This window comes from Allobranchiibius sp. GilTou38 (assembly GCF_017565325.1).
Taxonomy (GTDB): Bacteria; Actinomycetota; Actinomycetes; order Actinomycetales; family Dermatophilaceae; genus Allobranchiibius; species Allobranchiibius huperziae.
In genome coordinates this window covers 51,630-69,004 of the sequence record NZ_JAGEKN010000010.1, presented here as the reverse complement: position 1 = coordinate 69,004, position 17,375 = coordinate 51,630, and the positions used below count along the sequence as shown (strand labels likewise).

The 17,375-nt window shown below is 69.2% G+C and carries 15 protein-coding genes; 14 read left to right on the top strand and 1 reads right to left on the bottom strand.

Features of this window, described 5'->3' with window-relative positions:
- Positions 1–2 precede the first annotated feature (2 nt).
- From ileS to ndk, 6 genes are all read left to right on the top strand, one after another.
- Positions 3–3,398: an isoleucine--tRNA ligase gene (gene ileS / locus JOB34_RS14520; RefSeq protein ID WP_208053359.1), complete on the top strand. Its 3,396-nt coding sequence runs from the start codon at positions 3–5 to the stop codon at positions 3,396–3,398.
- Entirely contained in the window at positions 3,395–3,907 is a 513-nt protein-coding gene (locus tag JOB34_RS14515) for a GNAT family N-acetyltransferase (RefSeq protein WP_208053358.1), read from the top strand. Before ileS ends, JOB34_RS14515 begins: the two co-directional genes overlap by 4 nt.
- Complete coding sequence (locus JOB34_RS14510) at positions 3,904–5,295, top strand: folylpolyglutamate synthase/dihydrofolate synthase family protein (RefSeq protein WP_208053357.1); 1,392 nt, start codon at positions 3,904–3,906, stop codon at positions 5,293–5,295. Before JOB34_RS14515 ends, JOB34_RS14510 begins: the two co-directional genes overlap by 4 nt.
- Positions 5,292–5,714 (top strand): DUF4233 domain-containing protein, encoded by a 423-nt coding sequence (locus JOB34_RS14505; RefSeq protein WP_347813880.1) that lies wholly within the window; start codon positions 5,292–5,294, stop codon positions 5,712–5,714. Before JOB34_RS14510 ends, JOB34_RS14505 begins: the two co-directional genes overlap by 4 nt.
- Positions 5,715–5,760: 46 nt before the next feature.
- The gene (locus JOB34_RS14500; protein WP_208053356.1) at positions 5,761–6,588 is read left to right on the top strand and encodes an undecaprenyl-diphosphate phosphatase; all 828 of its coding nucleotides are present in this window, start codon (positions 5,761–5,763) and stop codon (positions 6,586–6,588) included.
- 497 nt (positions 6,589–7,085) lie between these two features.
- The gene (ndk, locus tag JOB34_RS14495; protein WP_208053355.1) at positions 7,086–7,505 is read left to right on the top strand and encodes a nucleoside-diphosphate kinase; all 420 of its coding nucleotides are present in this window, start codon (positions 7,086–7,088) and stop codon (positions 7,503–7,505) included.
- A 179-nt stretch (positions 7,506–7,684) separates the two neighbouring features.
- Here ndk and JOB34_RS14490 read toward each other — a convergent pair whose 3' ends face one another.
- Positions 7,685–8,215, bottom strand: coding sequence for a MarR family transcriptional regulator (locus tag JOB34_RS14490; RefSeq protein ID WP_208053354.1), 531 nt, complete (start codon positions 8,213–8,215; stop codon positions 7,685–7,687).
- Between the two features lie 41 nt (positions 8,216–8,256).
- Here JOB34_RS14490 and JOB34_RS14485 point away from each other — a divergent pair, with 41 nt between their 5' ends.
- From JOB34_RS14485 to JOB34_RS14450, 8 genes are all read left to right on the top strand, one after another.
- Positions 8,257–9,207: an alpha/beta fold hydrolase gene (locus JOB34_RS14485; protein WP_208053353.1), complete on the top strand. Its 951-nt coding sequence runs from the start codon at positions 8,257–8,259 to the stop codon at positions 9,205–9,207.
- A gap of 103 nt (positions 9,208–9,310) precedes the next feature.
- Positions 9,311–9,739 carry a DUF350 domain-containing protein gene (locus tag JOB34_RS14480; protein ID WP_208053352.1) on the top strand — a complete coding sequence of 143 codons (429 nt, stop codon included), beginning with the start codon at positions 9,311–9,313 and terminating at the stop codon, positions 9,737–9,739.
- Between the two features lie 178 nt (positions 9,740–9,917).
- Entirely contained in the window at positions 9,918–10,187 is a 270-nt protein-coding gene (gene rpsO, locus JOB34_RS14475) for a 30S ribosomal protein S15 (RefSeq protein ID WP_179481766.1), read from the top strand.
- A gap of 198 nt (positions 10,188–10,385) precedes the next feature.
- Positions 10,386–12,875, top strand: coding sequence for a polyribonucleotide nucleotidyltransferase (locus tag JOB34_RS14470; protein WP_208053351.1), 2,490 nt, complete (start codon positions 10,386–10,388; stop codon positions 12,873–12,875).
- Between the two features lie 219 nt (positions 12,876–13,094).
- Positions 13,095–14,078, top strand: coding sequence for a methyltransferase domain-containing protein (locus tag JOB34_RS14465; protein ID WP_208053350.1), 984 nt, complete (start codon positions 13,095–13,097; stop codon positions 14,076–14,078).
- A gap of 24 nt (positions 14,079–14,102) precedes the next feature.
- Positions 14,103–15,764: an alkaline phosphatase D family protein gene (locus JOB34_RS14460; protein ID WP_208053349.1), complete on the top strand. Its 1,662-nt coding sequence runs from the start codon at positions 14,103–14,105 to the stop codon at positions 15,762–15,764.
- Between the two features lie 8 nt (positions 15,765–15,772).
- A complete protein-coding gene (locus JOB34_RS14455) occupies positions 15,773–16,603 on the top strand; it encodes an Fpg/Nei family DNA glycosylase (RefSeq protein WP_208053348.1) in 831 nt (276 codons plus the stop codon).
- An 84-nt stretch (positions 16,604–16,687) separates the two neighbouring features.
- Positions 16,688–17,332 carry an SIMPL domain-containing protein gene (locus JOB34_RS14450; protein ID WP_208053347.1) on the top strand — a complete coding sequence of 215 codons (645 nt, stop codon included), beginning with the start codon at positions 16,688–16,690 and terminating at the stop codon, positions 17,330–17,332.
- The last annotated feature ends 43 nt before the right edge of the window (positions 17,333–17,375 follow it).

Genomic DNA, 17,375 nt, shown 5'->3' with positions numbered 1-17,375 from the left:
GCATGACCTACCCGAAGGTCGATCTCACCGCCGACGGCTCCCCCGCGACGACCGGCTCAGGCGTCGCACCCAGCCCGGACTTCCCGGCCATCGAGGGCGCGGTGCTGGACTACTGGGCCAAGGACGACACCTTCCAGGCCTCCGTGCAGCAGCGCGACGCCGGCCAGGACGGCAGCAACGAGTTCGTCTTCTACGACGGCCCGCCCTTCGCCAACGGTCTGCCGCACTACGGCCACCTGCTGACCGGCTACGTCAAGGACCTCATCCCGCGCTACCAGACGATGCGCGGGAAGCGGGTCGAACGACGCTTCGGCTGGGACACCCACGGGCTTCCGGCGGAGCTGGAGGCGATGAAGCAGCTCGGCCTGAAGACCAAGGACGAGATCCTCGACATGGGCGTCGAGAAGTTCAACGACGCGGCGCGCGCCTCGGTGCTGCGCTACACGGGGGAGTGGGAGTCCTACGTGCACCGGATGGGCCGGTGGGTGGACTTCGAGAACGATTACAAGACCCTCAACCCGCAGTACATGGAGTCGGTCACCTGGGCGTTCAAGACGCTCTACGACAAGGGCCTCATCTACGAGGGCTTCCGCGTGCTGCCCTACTGCTGGAACGACGAGACGCCGCTGTCCAACCACGAGCTGCGGATGGACGACGACGTCTACCAGATGCGCCAGGACCCGGCCGTCACCGTCGGGTTGCGTCTGGAGACAGGGGAGTTGGCCCTCATCTGGACCACGACGCCGTGGACGCTGCCGTCCAACCTGGCGATCATGGTGCGCCCCGACATCGACTACGTCGTGCTGGAGTCCGATGTCACCGGCACCACCGAGCGCTACATCCTCGCGGCGGCGCGCGCGGCGTCGTACGCCAAGGATCTGTTCGGCGCCGCGGACGCCGACTGGGAGTCCCACGTCGTGCAGCGTCTGACCGGCGCCGACCTGCTCGGGCGCACCTACACCCCGCCCTTCGGCTACTACCTGGGCCACGAGAACGCCTTCCGGGTCGTCGAGGCCGACTTCGTCACCACCGAGGACGGCACCGGGCTCGTGCACAGCGCGGGCGCGTTCGGTGAGGAGGACATGATCGTCACCGACCGCGAGGGCATGCAGCCGGTGATCCCGGTCGGCCCCGACGGTCGCTTCACCGCGCCGGTCGACGAATACGAGGGCATGCAGGTCTTCGACGCCAACTCCCACATCATCGACGACCTCAAGGCCGCGACCCGTGGGGCGGACGAGCACGGCCGGGTCACCCCCGGCACGGTGCTGCTGCGCCGTGAGACCTACGACCACAGCTACCCGCACTGCTGGCGCTGCCGCAACCCGCTCATCTACATGGCGGTGTCGTCCTGGTTCGTGCAGGTCACCGCGATCAAGGAGCGGATGCTCGCGCACAACCAGGAGATCACCTGGGTGCCCGGCGGCGTGCGGGACGGCCAGTTCGGCAAGTGGCTGGAGGGCGCGCGCGACTGGTCGATCACCCGCAACCGCTTCTGGGGCAGTCCGGTGCCGGTGTGGAAGTCCGACGACCCGGCGCACCCGCGCATCGACGTCTACGGATCGTTCGAGGAGCTCGAGCGCGACTTCGGCGTGCTGCCGGGGCGGATCGACCCGGCCACCGGCGAGCGCGTGCCGGACCTGCACCGCCCCTACATCGACGAGCTGACCAGGCCCAATCCCGATGACCCCAGTGGGAATTCGACGATGCGCCGGGTGAGCGACGTGCTGGACGTGTGGTTCGACTCCGGGTCGATGCCCTACGGCCAGGTGCATTACCCGTTCGAGAACGCCGAGTGGTTCGAGCACCACTTCCCCGGCGACTTCATCGTGGAGTACATCGGCCAGACCCGCGGCTGGTTCTACACGCTGCACGTGCTGGCGACCGGGCTCTTCGACCGGCCGGCGTTCAAGTCGGTCATCTGCCACGGCATCGTCCTCGGCTCCGACGGCGCCAAGATGTCCAAGTCGCTGGGCAACTACCCCGACGTGTCCGAGGTCTTCGACCGCGACGGCGCCGACGCGATGCGCTGGTTCCTCATGGCCAGCCCGATCCTGCGCGGCGGCAACCTGGTGGTGACCGAGCAGGGCATCCGCGACGGTGTGCGCCAGGTGATGATGCCGCTGTGGAGCAGCTGGTACTTCTTCAGCCTCTATGCGAACGCGGCCGGCTACGAGGCGAAGTGGTCGACCGCCAGCACCGACGTGCTGGACCGCTACCTGCTGGCCAAGCTGCGCGACCTGGTCGACACGACCCAGGCCCAGCTCGACGTCTACGACATCGCGGGAGCCTGCGAGAGCGTCGGCGGATTCCTCGACGTCCTCACCAACTGGTACATCCGCCGGTCCCGAGAGCGGTTCTGGGCCACCTCACCCCACGAAGTTCACCGGTCGCAGGCTCCCTCCGATACTTCGCAGGGACCCCGAAACAGCGAATCCCGCGGCTCGGACGCCACGCACGCGGCGTTCGACACGCTCTACACCGCGCTGGAGGTGCTGACCCGGGTCGCGGCGCCACTGCTGCCCTTCGAGGCCGAGCAGATCTGGCGCGGGCTCACCGGTGGCCGGTCGGTGCACCTGACCGACTGGCCGACTGCGGACGACCTGCCCCGCGACGAAGCGCTCGTCGAGGCGATGGACCGGGCGCGAGCGATCTGCTCGACCACCTCCAGCCTGCGCAAGGCCCACCAGTTGCGCGTACGGCTGCCGCTGCCGAGCGTCACTGTCGTCGTGCCCAACCCGGAGGCGCTGGCCGACTTCACCGGCGTCATCGCCGACGAGGTCAACGTGCGCGAGGTGCGCCTCGCCGACCTGGCGGACGCCACCCAGGAGGAGTACGGCGTCACGCAGCGACTCTCGGTGAACGCCCGAGCCGCCGGTCCGCGTCTCGGCCGGGCCGTGCAGCAGGCCATCAAGGGCAGTAAGTCCGACGACTGGTCGGTGGCCGAGGACGGCTCCGTGACCAGTGGCGGCCTCGCCCTGCTCGAGGGCGAGTACACCCTGGAGACGGTCGTGTCCGGCGACGCGGCTTCGACCCAGGTGCCGGCCATGCTCTCCGGGCTACCAGGTAGTGGCTTCATCGTGCTCGACACCGCGGTGACCGACGAGCTGCGCGCGGAAGGGCTGGCCCGCGACGTCATCCGCGCGGTGCAGCAGGAGCGCCGTGAGGCGGGCCTGGACGTGAGCGACCGGATCAGCCTGTCGGTCGCCGGTGACGACGACGTGTGGCAGGCCGTGGTCGCCCACCAGTCGCTGATCATGGGCGAGACCCTGGCCGTGCAGTTCGGGGCCGCCGGTGCGGGGCACGAGCTGCCCGGCGGCACCGTCGTACAGCTCGGGGACGGCAAGAAGGTCACCATCGCCGTCAGTGTGCCGAGCCGACCGGGAGGTCCGCGATGACCGCGGCGGAGGTGTCGCAGCGCGTCCAGATCCGCGAGGCGGTCGGCGACGACCTTCTCGGGGTCATCGAGGTGGGACGGCAGACCTGGCCCAGCACGTACGGCCCCATCGCGGGCGACGACTACGTGGCGATGGGCCTGGCGAAGTGGTGGACCGCGGACGCCACCATCCCGGCCATCCGGTCCGGTCGGGCGACGGTCGCCGCGGTCGGGGATCAGATCATCGGGGTGTCCGTGGTCGGGCCCCTCGGCGACGAGATCGCCCTCTGGAAGCTCTACGTGCTCCCCGAGCACCAGGGCAGCGGCGTGGGTTCGCGGCTGCTGCGCACGGCGATCAGCCGTGCGACCGACGACGGATGGAAGAGCATGGTCCTGTCCTACCTGGACGGCAACGAGAACGCCGCGGGCTTCTACGCGCACTTCGGTTTCGAGTTCTACGAGCGGGAGACCGCAGGATCCGGTGTGCCGGACAGCATCTGGGTGCGCCGCGTGCTGAGGGAGGACGCATGAGCAGCGGGCGTCCCGACGCAGCGGCGCGCGAGGCCGAGGCCCAGCTGGAGTTGCGCAAGCGGCTGCACGAGGTCGAGAGGGAGATCCTGGCCCGCACCCCTGAGAGCACGCCGGAGCCGTCGCTGCAACGCGTCGTGCAGGTCATGGAGCTGCTCGGCGAGCCGCAGCGCACCTTCCCGGTGATCCACCTGACCGGCACCAACGGCAAGACGAGCACGACGCGCTTCATCGAGCGCATCCTGCGCGAGATGGGCCTGTCGACGGGGCGGTTCACCTCACCGCACCTGCATGACATCCGCGAGCGGATCGCGTTGAACGGCAAACCGATCGACCCCGAACGCTTCGTCGCGACGTACGACGACGTGCTGCCGTACGTGCAGCTCGTCGACCAGCGGGCGGCCGAGGCCGGCGAGCCGCGCACGACGTACTTCGAGCTGCTGGTGGTGATGGCGTACGCCGCGTTCGCCGACGCGCCCGTCGACGTCGCCATCGTCGAGGTCGGGCTCGGCGGCCGGTGGGACGCCACGAACGTCGCCGACGGCCAGGTCGCGGTCATCACCCCGATCGACATCGACCACCAGCGGCTGCTCGGCAACACCATCGAGGAGATCACCCTCGAGAAGCGCGACATCGTCAAGGCGGGCGCTATCGCCGTCGTCGGTCGCCAGGAGCCCGACGTGCACGGGCTGATCGCCGAGCGCGCCCAGGAGGTCGGCGCCACCGTCGTCAGCGAGGACGAGCAGTTCTCCGTGCTGGCCAGGGACCAGGCGGTCGGCGGTCAGCAGGTGTCGGTCCGCGGTCTCGCCGGCGACTACAACGACCTGTTCCTGCCGCTCTTCGGCGACCATCAGGCGCACAACGTCGTCACCGCGATCGCGGCGGTCGAGGCGTTCGTCGGCGGCGGGGAGCAGCCGCTCGACATCGACGTGCTGCGCGAGGCGCTCGAGCGGGTCACCTCGCCGGGGCGCCTGGAGATCGTGCGGCGCTCACCGACCGTGCTCGTCGACGCCGCGCACAACCCCGCCGGCGCTCGGGCGCTGCGCGACGCGCTGGAGGACTCGTTCAACTTCGCCAAGCTCGTCGGCGTCATCGCGATCCTGCAGGACAAGGACGCCGACGCCATCCTCCAGACGCTCGAACCGGTGCTCGACGAGATCGTCGTGACCCGTACGCGGTCCGAGCGGGCGACGAACCCCGACCGGCTGGGGGAGCTGGCCACCGAGATCTTCGGCGAGGACCGGGTCTTCGTCGTGCCGAGCCTTCCCGAGGCCCTGGACCGGGCCGCCGAGCTCGCCGACGAGGGCGGCGTCGCGGGCGGGGTGCTCGCGACCGGATCCGTGGTCACGGCGGCCGAGGTCCGCGCGCTGCTCGGGTCGACCGACACGTGAGCGGCACGGACACGTCCGGCCACCGGGTCGCACCCGGCGGCGTGCTGCTGTACGGCGTGGGCGACCGGATGACCCGTCGGCTGGCCGCCGTCGTGGTCGCCTTCCAGGTCGTAGTGGTCCTGCTCGGTGGGCTGGTGGCGTACGCGATCGCCAGATCGCGTGACGGCGTCGGCCACCCGGCGTACCTCTGGGTGGGTGGCGTGCTGGCGGTGCTGTGCATCGTCACGGCGGGAACGATGCGTCGCCCCTGGGGTGTCGCGCTGGGTTGGGTGGTCCAGATCGCTACGCTGGCCGCGGTTTTCGTGGTGCCGCTGATGTTCGTGGTAGGGGTGATCTTCCTCGCGCTGTGGATCACGGCACTGGTGCAGGGCCGCAAGATGGACCAGCTGACCGCCGACTACGTGGAGCGACAACCGTGATCGTCCCGACCCCAATGGTCCAGACCGTCCGGGTCGCGGTAACCGCATGAGTTGGCTCGAAGCGGTCCTGCTCGGCATCGTGCAGGGCCTGACCGAGTTCATCCCCGTCTCGTCCTCGGCGCACCAGCTGATCGTGGGTCGGCTCTTCTTCGACAACGACGGCGGCGGATCGGCGTTCACCGCCATCAACCAGCTCGGCACCGAGACGGCGGTGCTCGTCTACTTCTGGCGGGACATCGTGCGGCTCATCCGCGCCGGCGTCCTTGCGCTGCGGCGCAGGCTGCCGTGGTCGGACCCGGACGCCCGGGAGTTCCTGCTGGTCATCATCGGCACGCTGCCGATCGGCATCCTCGGGCTGATCTTCAAGAACGCCATCGAAGGCCCGGCGCGCAACCTCTGGATCACCGCCAGCATGCTGCTGCTCTTCGCGCTGGTCATCGCCTATGCCGACAGCACCGCGCGGCAGACCAAGCAGGTGCAGGACCTCACCACCCGCGACGGCATCGTCTTCGGCCTCTGGCAGGCGCTGGCCCTGATCCCTGGTGTCTCCCGGTCCGGCGGCACGATGAGCGGCGGGATGCTGATGGGCTACCGCCGGGAGTCGGCCGCTCGCTACTCCTTCCTGCTCGCGATCCCCGCGGTGTGGTCCTCCGGCCTGTTCGAGCTCGCCGGCGAGGTGTCCAAACCCAACCCGGACGGCTGGGGCCAGGTGGCCGTCGCGACGGTGCTCGCGTTCGTCATCGGGTACGCCGTCATCGCGTGGCTGATGCGCTACCTCACCACGCACACGCTGCGGCCGTTCGTCTTCTACCGGCTCGGACTGGCCGTGCTGCTCTTCGTGCTGCTGTCGGTCGGCGCGCTGCAGGCCACCTGACGCCGCAACCGCGTGTTCAAGAACCTTCGACGTCCGTTCCCGGAAGGATTCGTCCCTGCGCAACTCGGGATCCGGCACGAACGCACTCGTCTGAAGTTGCAGAAGTTCGCACCACTTCTTGGCGGGTCGGGCTTGATCATCGTGGTGCTGTCCTCGATTCATCCGCTCAAGGCGCCTGTTATCGCTCTAGGTTTCATGTTCTTCGCGGTCGCGATCGGCTGCCTCGTGCGCGCAGTGGTGATCTCTTTCGGATGTATTTCGTCTACCACCACGAGGTCGACGTATGGGACGGAGCTCCCCACGAATATGCCCCAGGGGAGTGGCGGAGGGTCTACCGGTGCAAGCTCACGAAGCCATGAACGGTCTTCTGCACGCTCGGGTGCGTTCCCACACCGTTCGAGTTCTACCCGACGCATCGAGCCGGACGTCGCGTCATCGTGCTGCTGTCGGTCGGCGCCCTGCAGGCCACCTGACGCCCACCCGTTAGGGTTTCGCCCGTGACCGAGCAGATCGAACGCACCCTGGTGATCGTCAAACCCGACGGCTTCCGTCGCGGCCTGACAGGGGAGGTGCTGCGCCGGATCGAGTCCAAGGGCTACGTCCTGGCCGACCTGCACATCACGACCCCCGATCGCGAACGCCTCGCCCGGCACTACGAGGAGCATCAGGGCAAGCCGTTCTACGAGCCGCTCGTGGACTTCATGTCCTCAGGGCCGGCCACGTTCGTCGTCGTTGAGGGCCACAGCTGCATCGAGGGCTTCCGCGCCCTGGCCGGCGCCACCGACCCGACCAAGGCGCTGCCCGGCACCATCCGCGGCGACCTCGGGCGTGACTGGGGCGAGAAGGTGCAGGCCAACATCGTGCACGGCTCGGACTCACCGGAGTCCGCCGCCCGCGAGATCTCCATCTGGTTCTAGACCACCCCACGAAGTTCTCCGTCGGACGTTCGGGGCCGAGCGGGCCGAAACGCGGGGTGCGCGCGGGTCGGTGGCGTGCGTTAGGGGCCGAGCGGGCCGAAACGCGGGGTGTGCGCGGGTCGGTGGCGTGCGTTAGGGGCCGAGCGGGCCGAAACAGAGTGAGGGTGATCGTGCCCCCGTCAGCGGGCGCCGAGAGCCTCGTCCAGTCCGGTGATCGCCTGCTCCAGCAGCGTCGCCAACCCGGCGCGCTCGGCGGTGTCGAGCCGGTCCAGCACGTCCGACTCCATCACGTCCGACTCCTGGATGACCTGTTTGAACAGCTCCCAGCCCGTCTCGGTCAGCGCGACGAGGATCCTGGTCCGGTTCTCCTTGTCGGGGGTGCGCTCGAGCAACCCCCGCTCGCTCATCCGGTCCAGCCGATGGGTCATCGACGATGGCGCGATGGCGGTCGCGTGCGCCAGGTACGACGGCGTCGTCAGCTGACCGTCGGGCGCCGTGGCGAGGATGGAGATGACCGACCACTCGCCGGAGGAGAGGCCGACATCCTGCAGCTGGCGGGTGTACCACTGGGCGAGGCGACGGGACATCCCGTGCACCGCGGTGATGACCCGCTGGACCTGTTCGTTCCCCCCGGCCGCGACGTACGCCGCGACCTCCGCCTCGTAGCGGGCGCGTTCACTGGGTCGATCAGTCGGCACGGATCGGCTCATGAGCGACAAGTCTGCCACTGCCGGCCTGCCACGATGACCGCATGCACACGGACCCCATAGCCACCGGCCTGCTCGAGGTCGGCGACGGACACCGCGTCTACTGGGAGGACTCCGGCGCCCCCGACGGCGTACCTCTGGTCTATCTGCACGGCGGCCCGGGCGGCGGTCTCAACAAGGGCAGCTACCGGGGCTGGTTCGACAACGACCGCTTCCGGGTCATCGGCCTGGACCAGCGCGGCTGCGGCCGGTCGACGCCGCACGCGTCCGACCCGACGTACGACCTGGGCGCCAACACGACGGCGCACCTGATCGCCGACCTGGAAGCGCTGCGCACCCACCTCGGCATCGAGCGCTGGGTCGTGACCGGGGTGTCGTCGGGCTCGACCCTGGGGCTCGCCTACGGCCGCGACCACCCCGAACGCACCCTCGCGGTCAGCGTCATGGCGGTCACCACCACCGGCCGAGCGGAGGTGGACTGGATCACCGAGCACGTCGGGCGGATCTTCCCCGAGGCGTGGGATGAATACGCCGGGTACGCCGAGCGCGCGGGCGTCGGCTACCGCCGCGGGCAGGGACGACTCGTCACGGCGTACGCAGGTCTGCTGGCCGACCCCGACCCGCTCGTACACCGCCCGGCGGCTGAGGTGTGGATGCGCTGGGAGGACGCGCACGTCGGGCTGCTGCAGCCGACCACCAGCCACAGCGAGCGGCCGATCGACTACCAGGTGGCGTTCACCCGGCTGACCGCCCACTACTGGAGTCACGACGGATTCCTCGACCCGCCGCTGCTCACCGACCCCGGCGCCCTGCGCGAGATACCGGTCGGGCTGGTCCACGGACGCAGGGACATCAGCGGGCCGGCGGTGACGGCGTACGAGCTGCACCGCGTGCTCCCGAGGTCGCGGTTGGTCATCGAGAGCACCGAGGGCCACGGCGGACCGCTCATGGTCGCGGCGTGGCGGCAGCTCACCTGTGACCTGGGACTCGGCTGAGCGGCCGCGCGGTGGGCGGGGCAGGGGAACGCCCGACACGTCTACCCTCAGCAGGAGCCGCCCAGCAGGAGTCGCCCGCCGTCAGACCAGTGAGAGAGATGCGATGACCAGTTCGGATCTGTGGAACGACGTCGGTGCGATCGCCGCGTACGCCGGGGTGGGCGTCGGGATGATGCTCGTCGGCTACGCCATGATCGACATGCTCACCCCGGGCAAGCTGCACGAGCTCATCTGGGAGCAGCGCAACACCAACGCCTGCATCCTGGTGTCGGTCAACGTGGTCTCGGTCGCCGCGATCATCGTGGCGGCGATCCGCAGCGCCCACGGCGACCTCACGGACGGCCTCATCCGCACCGCGGTCTTCAGCATCCTCGGGATGCTGATCATGGCGGTGTTCTTCGTCATCCTCGACATCCTGACGCCCGGAAAGCTCGGCGCGATGATGGTCGCCACCGAGCGGCACCCCGCGGTGTGGGTCACTGCGGCCAGCCACCTGGCCATCGCCGCCGTCATCACCGCCGCGATCACCTGAGAGACGCGGCTCGCACGCGGCCCGGCGGAGGCGTCGTGGCGGCCTCGGCCGATTAGGGCGCCTCCTGTCGCGCTGCTATTCTGGGCACCGCCGTATACCGGCCGCGGATCGACAGCGCCCTGGTGGACATGCCCAGGAGCACCGCGCAACGAGTCACAGAAATGGAGTCATCTTCACGATGCCCCTGGAAACCGCCGTCAAGGCACAGATCATGTCCGAGTACGCAACGTCCGAGGGTGACACCGGGTCCCCCGAGGTGCAGGTCGCTATGCTGACCCAGCGCATCAAGGACCTCACCGAGCACTCGCGTCAGCACCCGCACGACCACCACAGCCGTCGCGGGCTGCTTCTCCTGGTCGGCCAGCGCAAGCGTCTGCTGCGCTACCTCGAGGACATCGACGTCGAGCGTTACCGCTCGCTCATCAAGCGACTGGGTCTACGTCGCTGATCACCCACTTCACGCCAGCAGGCGGTCACCTTCGCGGTGGCCGCCTTCTGGCGTGTTCGGGGGTATGTCGACCCCGCCGGCCGCAGCCGCTGCGCTGCCGCCCGCGGGCAACATCGCCTTACGCCCCGAGATGAAGAAAACGGCCGCGGGCAACGACGATCCGCCGGCCGGTCAGAAGAGAACAGAAGAGGAGACCCAATGGAGGGTCCAGAGATCACTTTTGCCGAAGCCATGATCGACAACGGCAGCTTCGGCACCCGCACCGTCCGGTTCGAGACCGGACGCCTCGCCAAGCAGGCAGGCGGCTCCGTGCTGTGCTACCTCGACGACGAGACCACCCTGCTGTCCACCACGGCCGCAGGCAAGCAACCGAAGGACCAGTTCGACTTCTTCCCCCTGACGGTCGACGTTGAGGAGCGGATGTACGCCGCGGGCAAGATCCCCGGCAGCTTCTTCCGCCGCGAGGGACGGCCCTCGACGGATGCCATTTTGACCTGTCGCCTCATCGACCGCCCGCTGCGCCCGACCTTCAAGAAGGGTCTGCGCAACGAGGTTCAGGTCGTCATCACGGTGCTGTCGCTCAACCCCGACCACCAGTACGACGTGCTCGCCATCAACGGTGCGTCCGCCTCCACGCAGATCTCCGGCCTGCCGTTCTCCGGCCCGGTCGGCGCCACCCGCGTCTCCCTCATCGACGGCCAGTGGGTCGCCTTCCCCAACTTCTCCGACGCGCAGCGCTCGACCTTCGACATGGTCGTCGCCGGCCGCGTCGCCGGTGACGACGTCGCGATCATGATGGTCGAGGCCGAGTCCACCGAAGCGACCTGGGACCTGGTGAAGAACCAGGGCAAGACCGCTCCGACCGAGGAGATCGTCGCCGAGGGTCTGGAAGCGGCCAAGAAGTTCATCCGCGTCCTGTGCGACGCGCAGTCCGAGCTCGCCTCGCAGGCCGCGAAGCCCGTGCAGGACTTCCCGATCTTCCTGGACTACCAGGACGACGTCTATGAGGCCGTCGAGAAGGACGCCTCCGAGCAGGTCGCCGCCGCGTTCACGATCGTGGACAAGCAGGACCGCGAGGACAAGATCGAGGAGCTGAAGGGCGCCCTGAAGGCCGAACTGGCCGGCGAGGGCAAGCGCTTCGAGGGTCGCGAGAAGGAGGTGTCCGCCGCGTACCGCGCCTTGCAGAAGGCTCAGGTCCGGCAGCGGATCCTGCGCGACAAGGTGCGCATCGACGGCCGCGGTCTGGCCGACATCCGTGCGCTGTCCGCTGAGGTCGAGGTGCTCCCGCGGGTGCACGGCTCGGCGATCTTCGAGCGTGGCGAGACCCAGATCATGGGCGTCACCACCCTCAACATGCTGCGCATGGAGCAGCAGCTCGACACGCTCGGCCCGGTGTCGCGCAAGCGCTACATGCACAACTACAACTTCCCGCCGTACAGCACCGGTGAGACCGGTCGCGTCGGTTCGCCGAAGCGCCGCGAGATCGGCCACGGAGCGCTCGCCGAGCGCGCCCTGATGCCGGTGCTGCCGACCCGCGAGGAGTTCCCGTACGCGATCCGTCAGGTCTCCGAGGCGCTGAGCTCCAACGGCTCCACCTCGATGGGGTCGGTCTGCGCGTCCACCCTCGCCCTGCTGAACGCCGGTGTGCCGCTGCGCGCCCCGGTCGCCGGCATCGCGATGGGCCTGGTCTCCGCCGAGGTCGACGGACAGACCCAGTACGCCGCGCTGACCGACATCCTGGGAGCCGAGGACGCCTTCGGCGACATGGACTTCAAGGTCGCCGGCACGCGGGAGTTCGTCACCGCGATCCAGCTGGACACCAAGCTCGATGGCATCCCCGCCGACGTGCTCGGTCGTGCGCTCACCCAGGCACGCGACGCCCGGCTCTACATCCTGGACGTCATGCACGAGGCCATCGACGGCCCCGACGAGATGAGCCCCTTCGCACCGCGTGTCATCACGGTGAAGGTGCCCGTCGACAAGATCGGTGAGGTCATCGGCCCGAAGGGCAAGATGATCAACCAGATCCAGGAGGACACCGGCGCGGACCTGTCGATCGAGGACGACGGCACGGTCTACATCGGTGCGACCGACGGTGCGTCAGCCGAGGCCGCCCGGGCCGCGGTCAACGCGATCGCCAACCCGCAGATGCCGGAGGTCGGCGAGCGTTTCCTGGGCACCGTGGTCAAGACCACGACGTTCGGCGCGTTCGTCTCCCTGCTGCCCGGCAAGGACGGCTTGCTGCACATCTCCGAGGTGCGCAAGCTCGTCGGCGGCAAGCGGATCGACAACGTCGAGGACGTCCTGAAGATCGGTCAGAAGGTGCAGGTCGAGCTCAAGGAGGTCGACCCTCGCGGCAAGCTGTCGCTGGCCGTCGTCGAGGACGCGTCGGCTGCTGCCGAGGCCGCCCCCGCCCAGGCTGCTCCCGCCGCCGCGGAGCCGGCCCCCGTGGCCGACGCCGCCCCGGTTGTGGAGACCGCTGCGGACGACACCACGGCCGTCGCCGCCGAGGACGACGGTTCCGCGCAGGGCACCGGGTCCGAGGACACCGGTGGCCAGGGTGAGGGTGGCGAACGCCGCCCGCGCAACCGCCGTCGTGGCGGTCGCGGCCGTGGCAACAGCGGTGGCGGGCAGGGCGGCTCGAACGAGTCCAACCAGCCCGCCGGCGCGACCCCGGCCGACGCCTGAGTCTGATACGCCGTACCCGGACGCCCGGCGCCCCCGAACGGGGGTGCCGGGCGTCCGTGCGTCCTGGCCCCTGCCGCGGTTGTCAGCGTCGTGGTGGTGCCGGCGCCAGGAATCCGCTGACAACCGGAAGCGGCCTCAGCGGTTGTCAGCGTCGTGGTGGTGTCGGCGCCACGAATGCGCTGACAATCGAGCGTCGTGCGGCCTGAGAGGATCACGGGTATGCCGGTGGACCTGATCGTGACGTGCGCGGTCGGGTTCGAGGATCTGTTCCGCGGAGATCTGCTGCAGGAGCACGGCATCCGCAGCCGGTCGATCGAGCCGGGGGAGATCCTCCTGCAGCATGTGGAGGATCTAGGGTTCCTGACGTCCGCCGTCGCGCTGGACCGGGTGGCGCTGCCCTGGGATCCGGATGCACCTTCCGACGTCATCGCCGATGTCGTACGACGGCTCGCAGAGCGCGTCGGGATCGAGCAGCCGGTGCGGTTCCGGGTGCAGGCCGCGCCCGATGTCCGCGAGGAGCTGATCGCGCGCTTCTCCGACGGAGCGGTGTGGGTGAACGCCCCCTCCGACTGGCAGGTCAACCTGGACGTCGAGCGCGGCGTCGCCCAGCTGGGGCCCCTGGCGTGGGCGGCTCGATTCGGCACGCTGCGCCGTCTGCCGGCGGCGACACCCGTGTCGGTGGTCGCGGGCCTGCTGCGGCTCGCCAAGTGTGCTCCTCACGATGTCTTGCTCGATCCGTGCGCGGGGGTCGCCACCGTCCCGATCGTCGACGCGATCGACCGGCCGGACGGCCGGTGCATCGGTCTGGACCAGGACGTCGAGGCGATCGACCTGGCGCGTCGCAACCTCGCCGAACGCGGTCTCGACGGGCGCATCGAGGTTTTCGTAGGGGATGCCGCCCGACTGGACCTGGCCGATCGAAGCGTGGACCGCGTCGTCACGGACCTGCCCTTCGGGAAGCGGATCGGCAGCAACAGCAACAACATCGAGCTCTACCCGCGGGTGCTGCGCGAGATCGAGCGTGTGCTGGCGCCGAGCGGTCGTTGCGTCCTGCTCACCGATGACAAGCGGATCTTCAAGGACGCTCTGGCACGCACCCGCGGGCTGAAGATCGTGCGTGAGCAGGTGGTGCGCTACCACGGCGTCAACCCCTCGGCGTACGTCGTGACGCGCAGCCGCACACCGGGCCGTCGCGCCCGCTGAGGCGCGGTTTGCTAGGACTGTCCTATGCCTCCACCGCTGGTCCTCGGTCCGCTGCTGCGCCATGTGGGGGAGACGACGGCGACGATCTGGGTCGAGACGGCCGCCGCCGGGCAGGTCGAGGTGCGCACCGACGACGGCCACACCACGTCCGTGCCGACCTTCGCCGCGCACGGACACCACTACGCGATCGTGCTGATCGAGGACCTGGCCCCCGGGTCGGTCCAGGACTACCAGGTGGCCGTGGACGGCGACGTTTTGTGGCCGACGCCCGATGACGCCTACCCGCCGTGCCGCATCGCCACCCTCGATCGCAGCAGGCCGTCGCGTTTCATCTACGGGTCGTGCCGCACGAGCGTCCCGCACGACAAGGAGGGCACCCAGGCGCACGGGGTCGACGCGTTGCGCGCGTACGCGCTGGAGATGGTGCGCAACCCCGACCATTGGCCCGACTTCGTGCTCTTCCTCGGCGACCAGCTCTATGCCGACGAGACATCGCGTGCGATGCGCGAGTTCATTGAGCGTCGAAGGGGATTGGACGCCCCGCCGGGGTCGGAGGTGAAGGACTTCGTGGAGTACGCCGAGCTCTACCGGCTGGCATGGTCCGACCCGGCGAACCGATGGCTGCTCTCGACGTTGTCCAGCGCGATGATCTTCGACGACCACGACGTGCGCGACGACTGGAACACCTCGCAGGCCTGGCACGAGGAGATGAACGAGCTCCCGTGGTGGCGCGACCGGATCAAGGGTGCGCTCGCGTCGTACTGGATCTACCAGCACGCGGGCAATCTTGCGCCGGACGAGCTGCGGCAGGACGAGATCTGGCGGCAGATCGCCGCCCATGACCCGGTCGAGGGTGAGCTGGACATCACCGAGGTCATCGAAGCGTTCGCCGACCGGGTCGACCGCGAGCCGGAGACCTATCGCTTCTCCTTCACCCGTGATCTGGGTGAGAGTCGGCTCGTCGTCATCGACTCGCGCAATGCCCGAGTGCTGGAGCCGGGGAAGCGCGCGATGCTGGATGCGAAGGAGAGCCGGTGGTTCGACGAGCAGTTGCACGGTGACACCTCGCATCTGTTCATCGGCACGTCGCTGCCGTTCTTCCTCCCGCCGGCCATCCACGACCTGGAGTCGATCGACGAGACGATGGCGGGCGGCGCGTGGGGTGGGCCACGGACGGCGCGACTCGGCGAGAAGCTGCGCGAGGCGGTCGATCTGGAGCACTGGGCGGCGTTCGAGCGGTCGTTCGCCCACGTGCTGCAACGGGTGGTGGAGGTGGCACGCGGCCAGCACGGCGAGGCGCCGGCGACGATCACATTCCTGTCCGGCGACGTGCACAACTCCTACATCACCCAGGTGCAGCACGAGCGTTATGCGCTGAGTTCGCGGATTCTGCAGGTCGTCTGCTCGCCGATCCGCAACCCGCTGCCGCGCCACGTGCGGATGCTGCAGGGCGCCCTGGCGAACTGGACGAAGCGCCCGATGCGCCGCCTCGCGCGGCGGCTGCCGCAGGTGCGGCGGCCGGCGTACGAGTGGGACCTCACGCACGGGCCGTGGTTCGACAACAACATGGGTGGGGTCGAGGTGCTGGGGGACCGGCTGCTGCTGACCTGGGCGCGCGGTGTGGTGTCGGATGGACAGTACGACCAGCCTCGGCTGGATCGCGTCTCGACCGTGTTGATCGGCTGAGTGAGGCTGTGCCAGAGGGACATACGATTCACCGGCTCGCCTCCGCGATCGACGACTCCTTCGGCGGGAGCCGGCCGGCGGTGAGCAGCCCGCAGGGCCGATTCGCCGAGAGCGCGGCGCTGCTCGACGGCACCTATCTCGACAGCGCGGACGCCTGGGGCAAGCACTTGTTCGTGGAGTTCTCCGCCGAACGGGTGCTGCACGTGCACCTCGGCCTGATCGGCAAGTTCAGTGTGCTGTCGTACGACGACATGCTGCCGCCTCCGCGCGGCGCCGTGCGCCTGCGGCTGGCGACCGACACCACGGTCGCCGACCTGCGCGGGCCCATCATCTGCGCACTGCGCACTCCTACGGAGGTCGCGGAGGTCATCGCGCGCACCGGTCCGGATCCGCTGCGAGCCGATGCCGATCCGAGCCGTGCGTGGGATCGGATCCATCGCAGCCGCAAGGCGATCGGCCAGTTGCTGATGGACCAGGACGTGGTCGCGGGTATCGGCAACCTCTATCGCTGCGAGCTGCTGTGGCGTCATCGTGTCGACCCGTTCAAGCCGGGCAACAAGGTGCGCTCCGCGGTGTGGGACGCACTGTGGACCGACCTCGTGCGGTTGATGAAGGTGGGCGTCGCCACCGGCCGGATCGTGACGGACGAGGCGCAGCTGGAGAAGGCGGAGGCGGCGATCGCCAGCACCGGCGCGGCCGTCGTACGCCGCCCGAAGCACGCGGTCTACAAGCGTACGGACGAGCCGTGCCCGAGGTGCGGCGCGAAGGTGCGCACCCAGGTGATGGGCGGACGTAATCTGTTCTGGTGCCCGCGCTGCCAGCGCCACCGCACCGCCTGACCCGGGCCGGCGCGTTCGACACTGGACGGGCGCTCACGGGATCGAAACGCTCTGGAGCGGCCGGGGAGCCGATAGGTTCCAGAGATGTCGTTGACCATTCGGGTGCACGAGACCGCCACCAGGCACTGCCCTGCCGAGCGAGCCGATCTGCAGCTGCGTATCCAGGCGGAGGGCACGGACAAGCACGCAGTCACCGAACGCGTCCGCACGGTGCTGCGCCTACTGACCGACGAGCTCGCCGACCTCGAACGCGGCGGAGCGGTACGCCGCTGGAGCAACGAGCAGGTGACCACCTGGTCCGATCGGCCGTACGACCCCGACGGTCGCCGACTGCCGCACACGCACCAGACCTCCGCCGACGTCCAGGCGCGCTTCGCGGACTTCGAACAGCTCGGGCACGCCGTGGAGCAGTGGTGCGAGATCGACGAGGTGCGGGTCCAGCACGTGCAATGGGAGTTGACCACCGCCACCCGCAACGAGGCCAGCAACTCGCTGCGCGCGCAGGCGGTGCGGTCTGCCGACGAGCACGCTCACCAGTACGCGCGGGCAGCCGGCAAACAGGCGATCGAAGCGGTCGTCATCGCCGACAGCGGATCTGCCCAGGGTGGGCCCGAGTTCCGCGAACAGGCTCGTTTCGTCGCGTCGAGCGGGTCCTCGACGGACCTGAGGTTCGCTCCACGCCGGATCGCGGTGACGATCGCGATCGACGTGGAGTTCCTCGCGAGCTGACCCACCCGCCGTCCACGTCGTCACCCTCGACTGCGACACCACG

What these genes read in the sequence shown, in the direction of transcription:
- ileS (WP_208053359.1), top strand. Translation starts at nt 3, where the DNA reads ATGACCTACCCGAAGGTCGATCTCACCGCCGACGGCTCCCCCGCGACG.
- JOB34_RS14515 (WP_208053358.1), top strand. Translation starts at nt 3,395, where the DNA reads ATGACCGCGGCGGAGGTGTCGCAGCGCGTCCAGATCCGCGAGGCGGTC.
- JOB34_RS14510 (WP_208053357.1), top strand. Translation starts at nt 3,904, where the DNA reads ATGAGCAGCGGGCGTCCCGACGCAGCGGCGCGCGAGGCCGAGGCCCAG.
- JOB34_RS14500 (WP_208053356.1), top strand. Translation starts at nt 5,761, where the DNA reads ATGAGTTGGCTCGAAGCGGTCCTGCTCGGCATCGTGCAGGGCCTGACC.
- JOB34_RS14490 (WP_208053354.1), bottom strand. Translation starts at nt 8,215, where the DNA reads ATGAGCCGATCCGTGCCGACTGATCGACCCAGTGAACGCGCCCGCTAC.
- JOB34_RS14485 (WP_208053353.1), top strand. Translation starts at nt 8,257, where the DNA reads ATGCACACGGACCCCATAGCCACCGGCCTGCTCGAGGTCGGCGACGGA.
- JOB34_RS14480 (WP_208053352.1), top strand. Translation starts at nt 9,311, where the DNA reads ATGACCAGTTCGGATCTGTGGAACGACGTCGGTGCGATCGCCGCGTAC.
- rpsO (WP_179481766.1), top strand. Translation starts at nt 9,918, where the DNA reads ATGCCCCTGGAAACCGCCGTCAAGGCACAGATCATGTCCGAGTACGCA.
- JOB34_RS14470 (WP_208053351.1), top strand. Translation starts at nt 10,386, where the DNA reads ATGGAGGGTCCAGAGATCACTTTTGCCGAAGCCATGATCGACAACGGC.
- JOB34_RS14465 (WP_208053350.1), top strand. Translation starts at nt 13,095, where the DNA reads ATGCCGGTGGACCTGATCGTGACGTGCGCGGTCGGGTTCGAGGATCTG.
- JOB34_RS14460 (WP_208053349.1), top strand. Translation starts at nt 14,103, where the DNA reads ATGCCTCCACCGCTGGTCCTCGGTCCGCTGCTGCGCCATGTGGGGGAG.
- JOB34_RS14450 (WP_208053347.1), top strand. Translation starts at nt 16,688, where the DNA reads ATGTCGTTGACCATTCGGGTGCACGAGACCGCCACCAGGCACTGCCCT.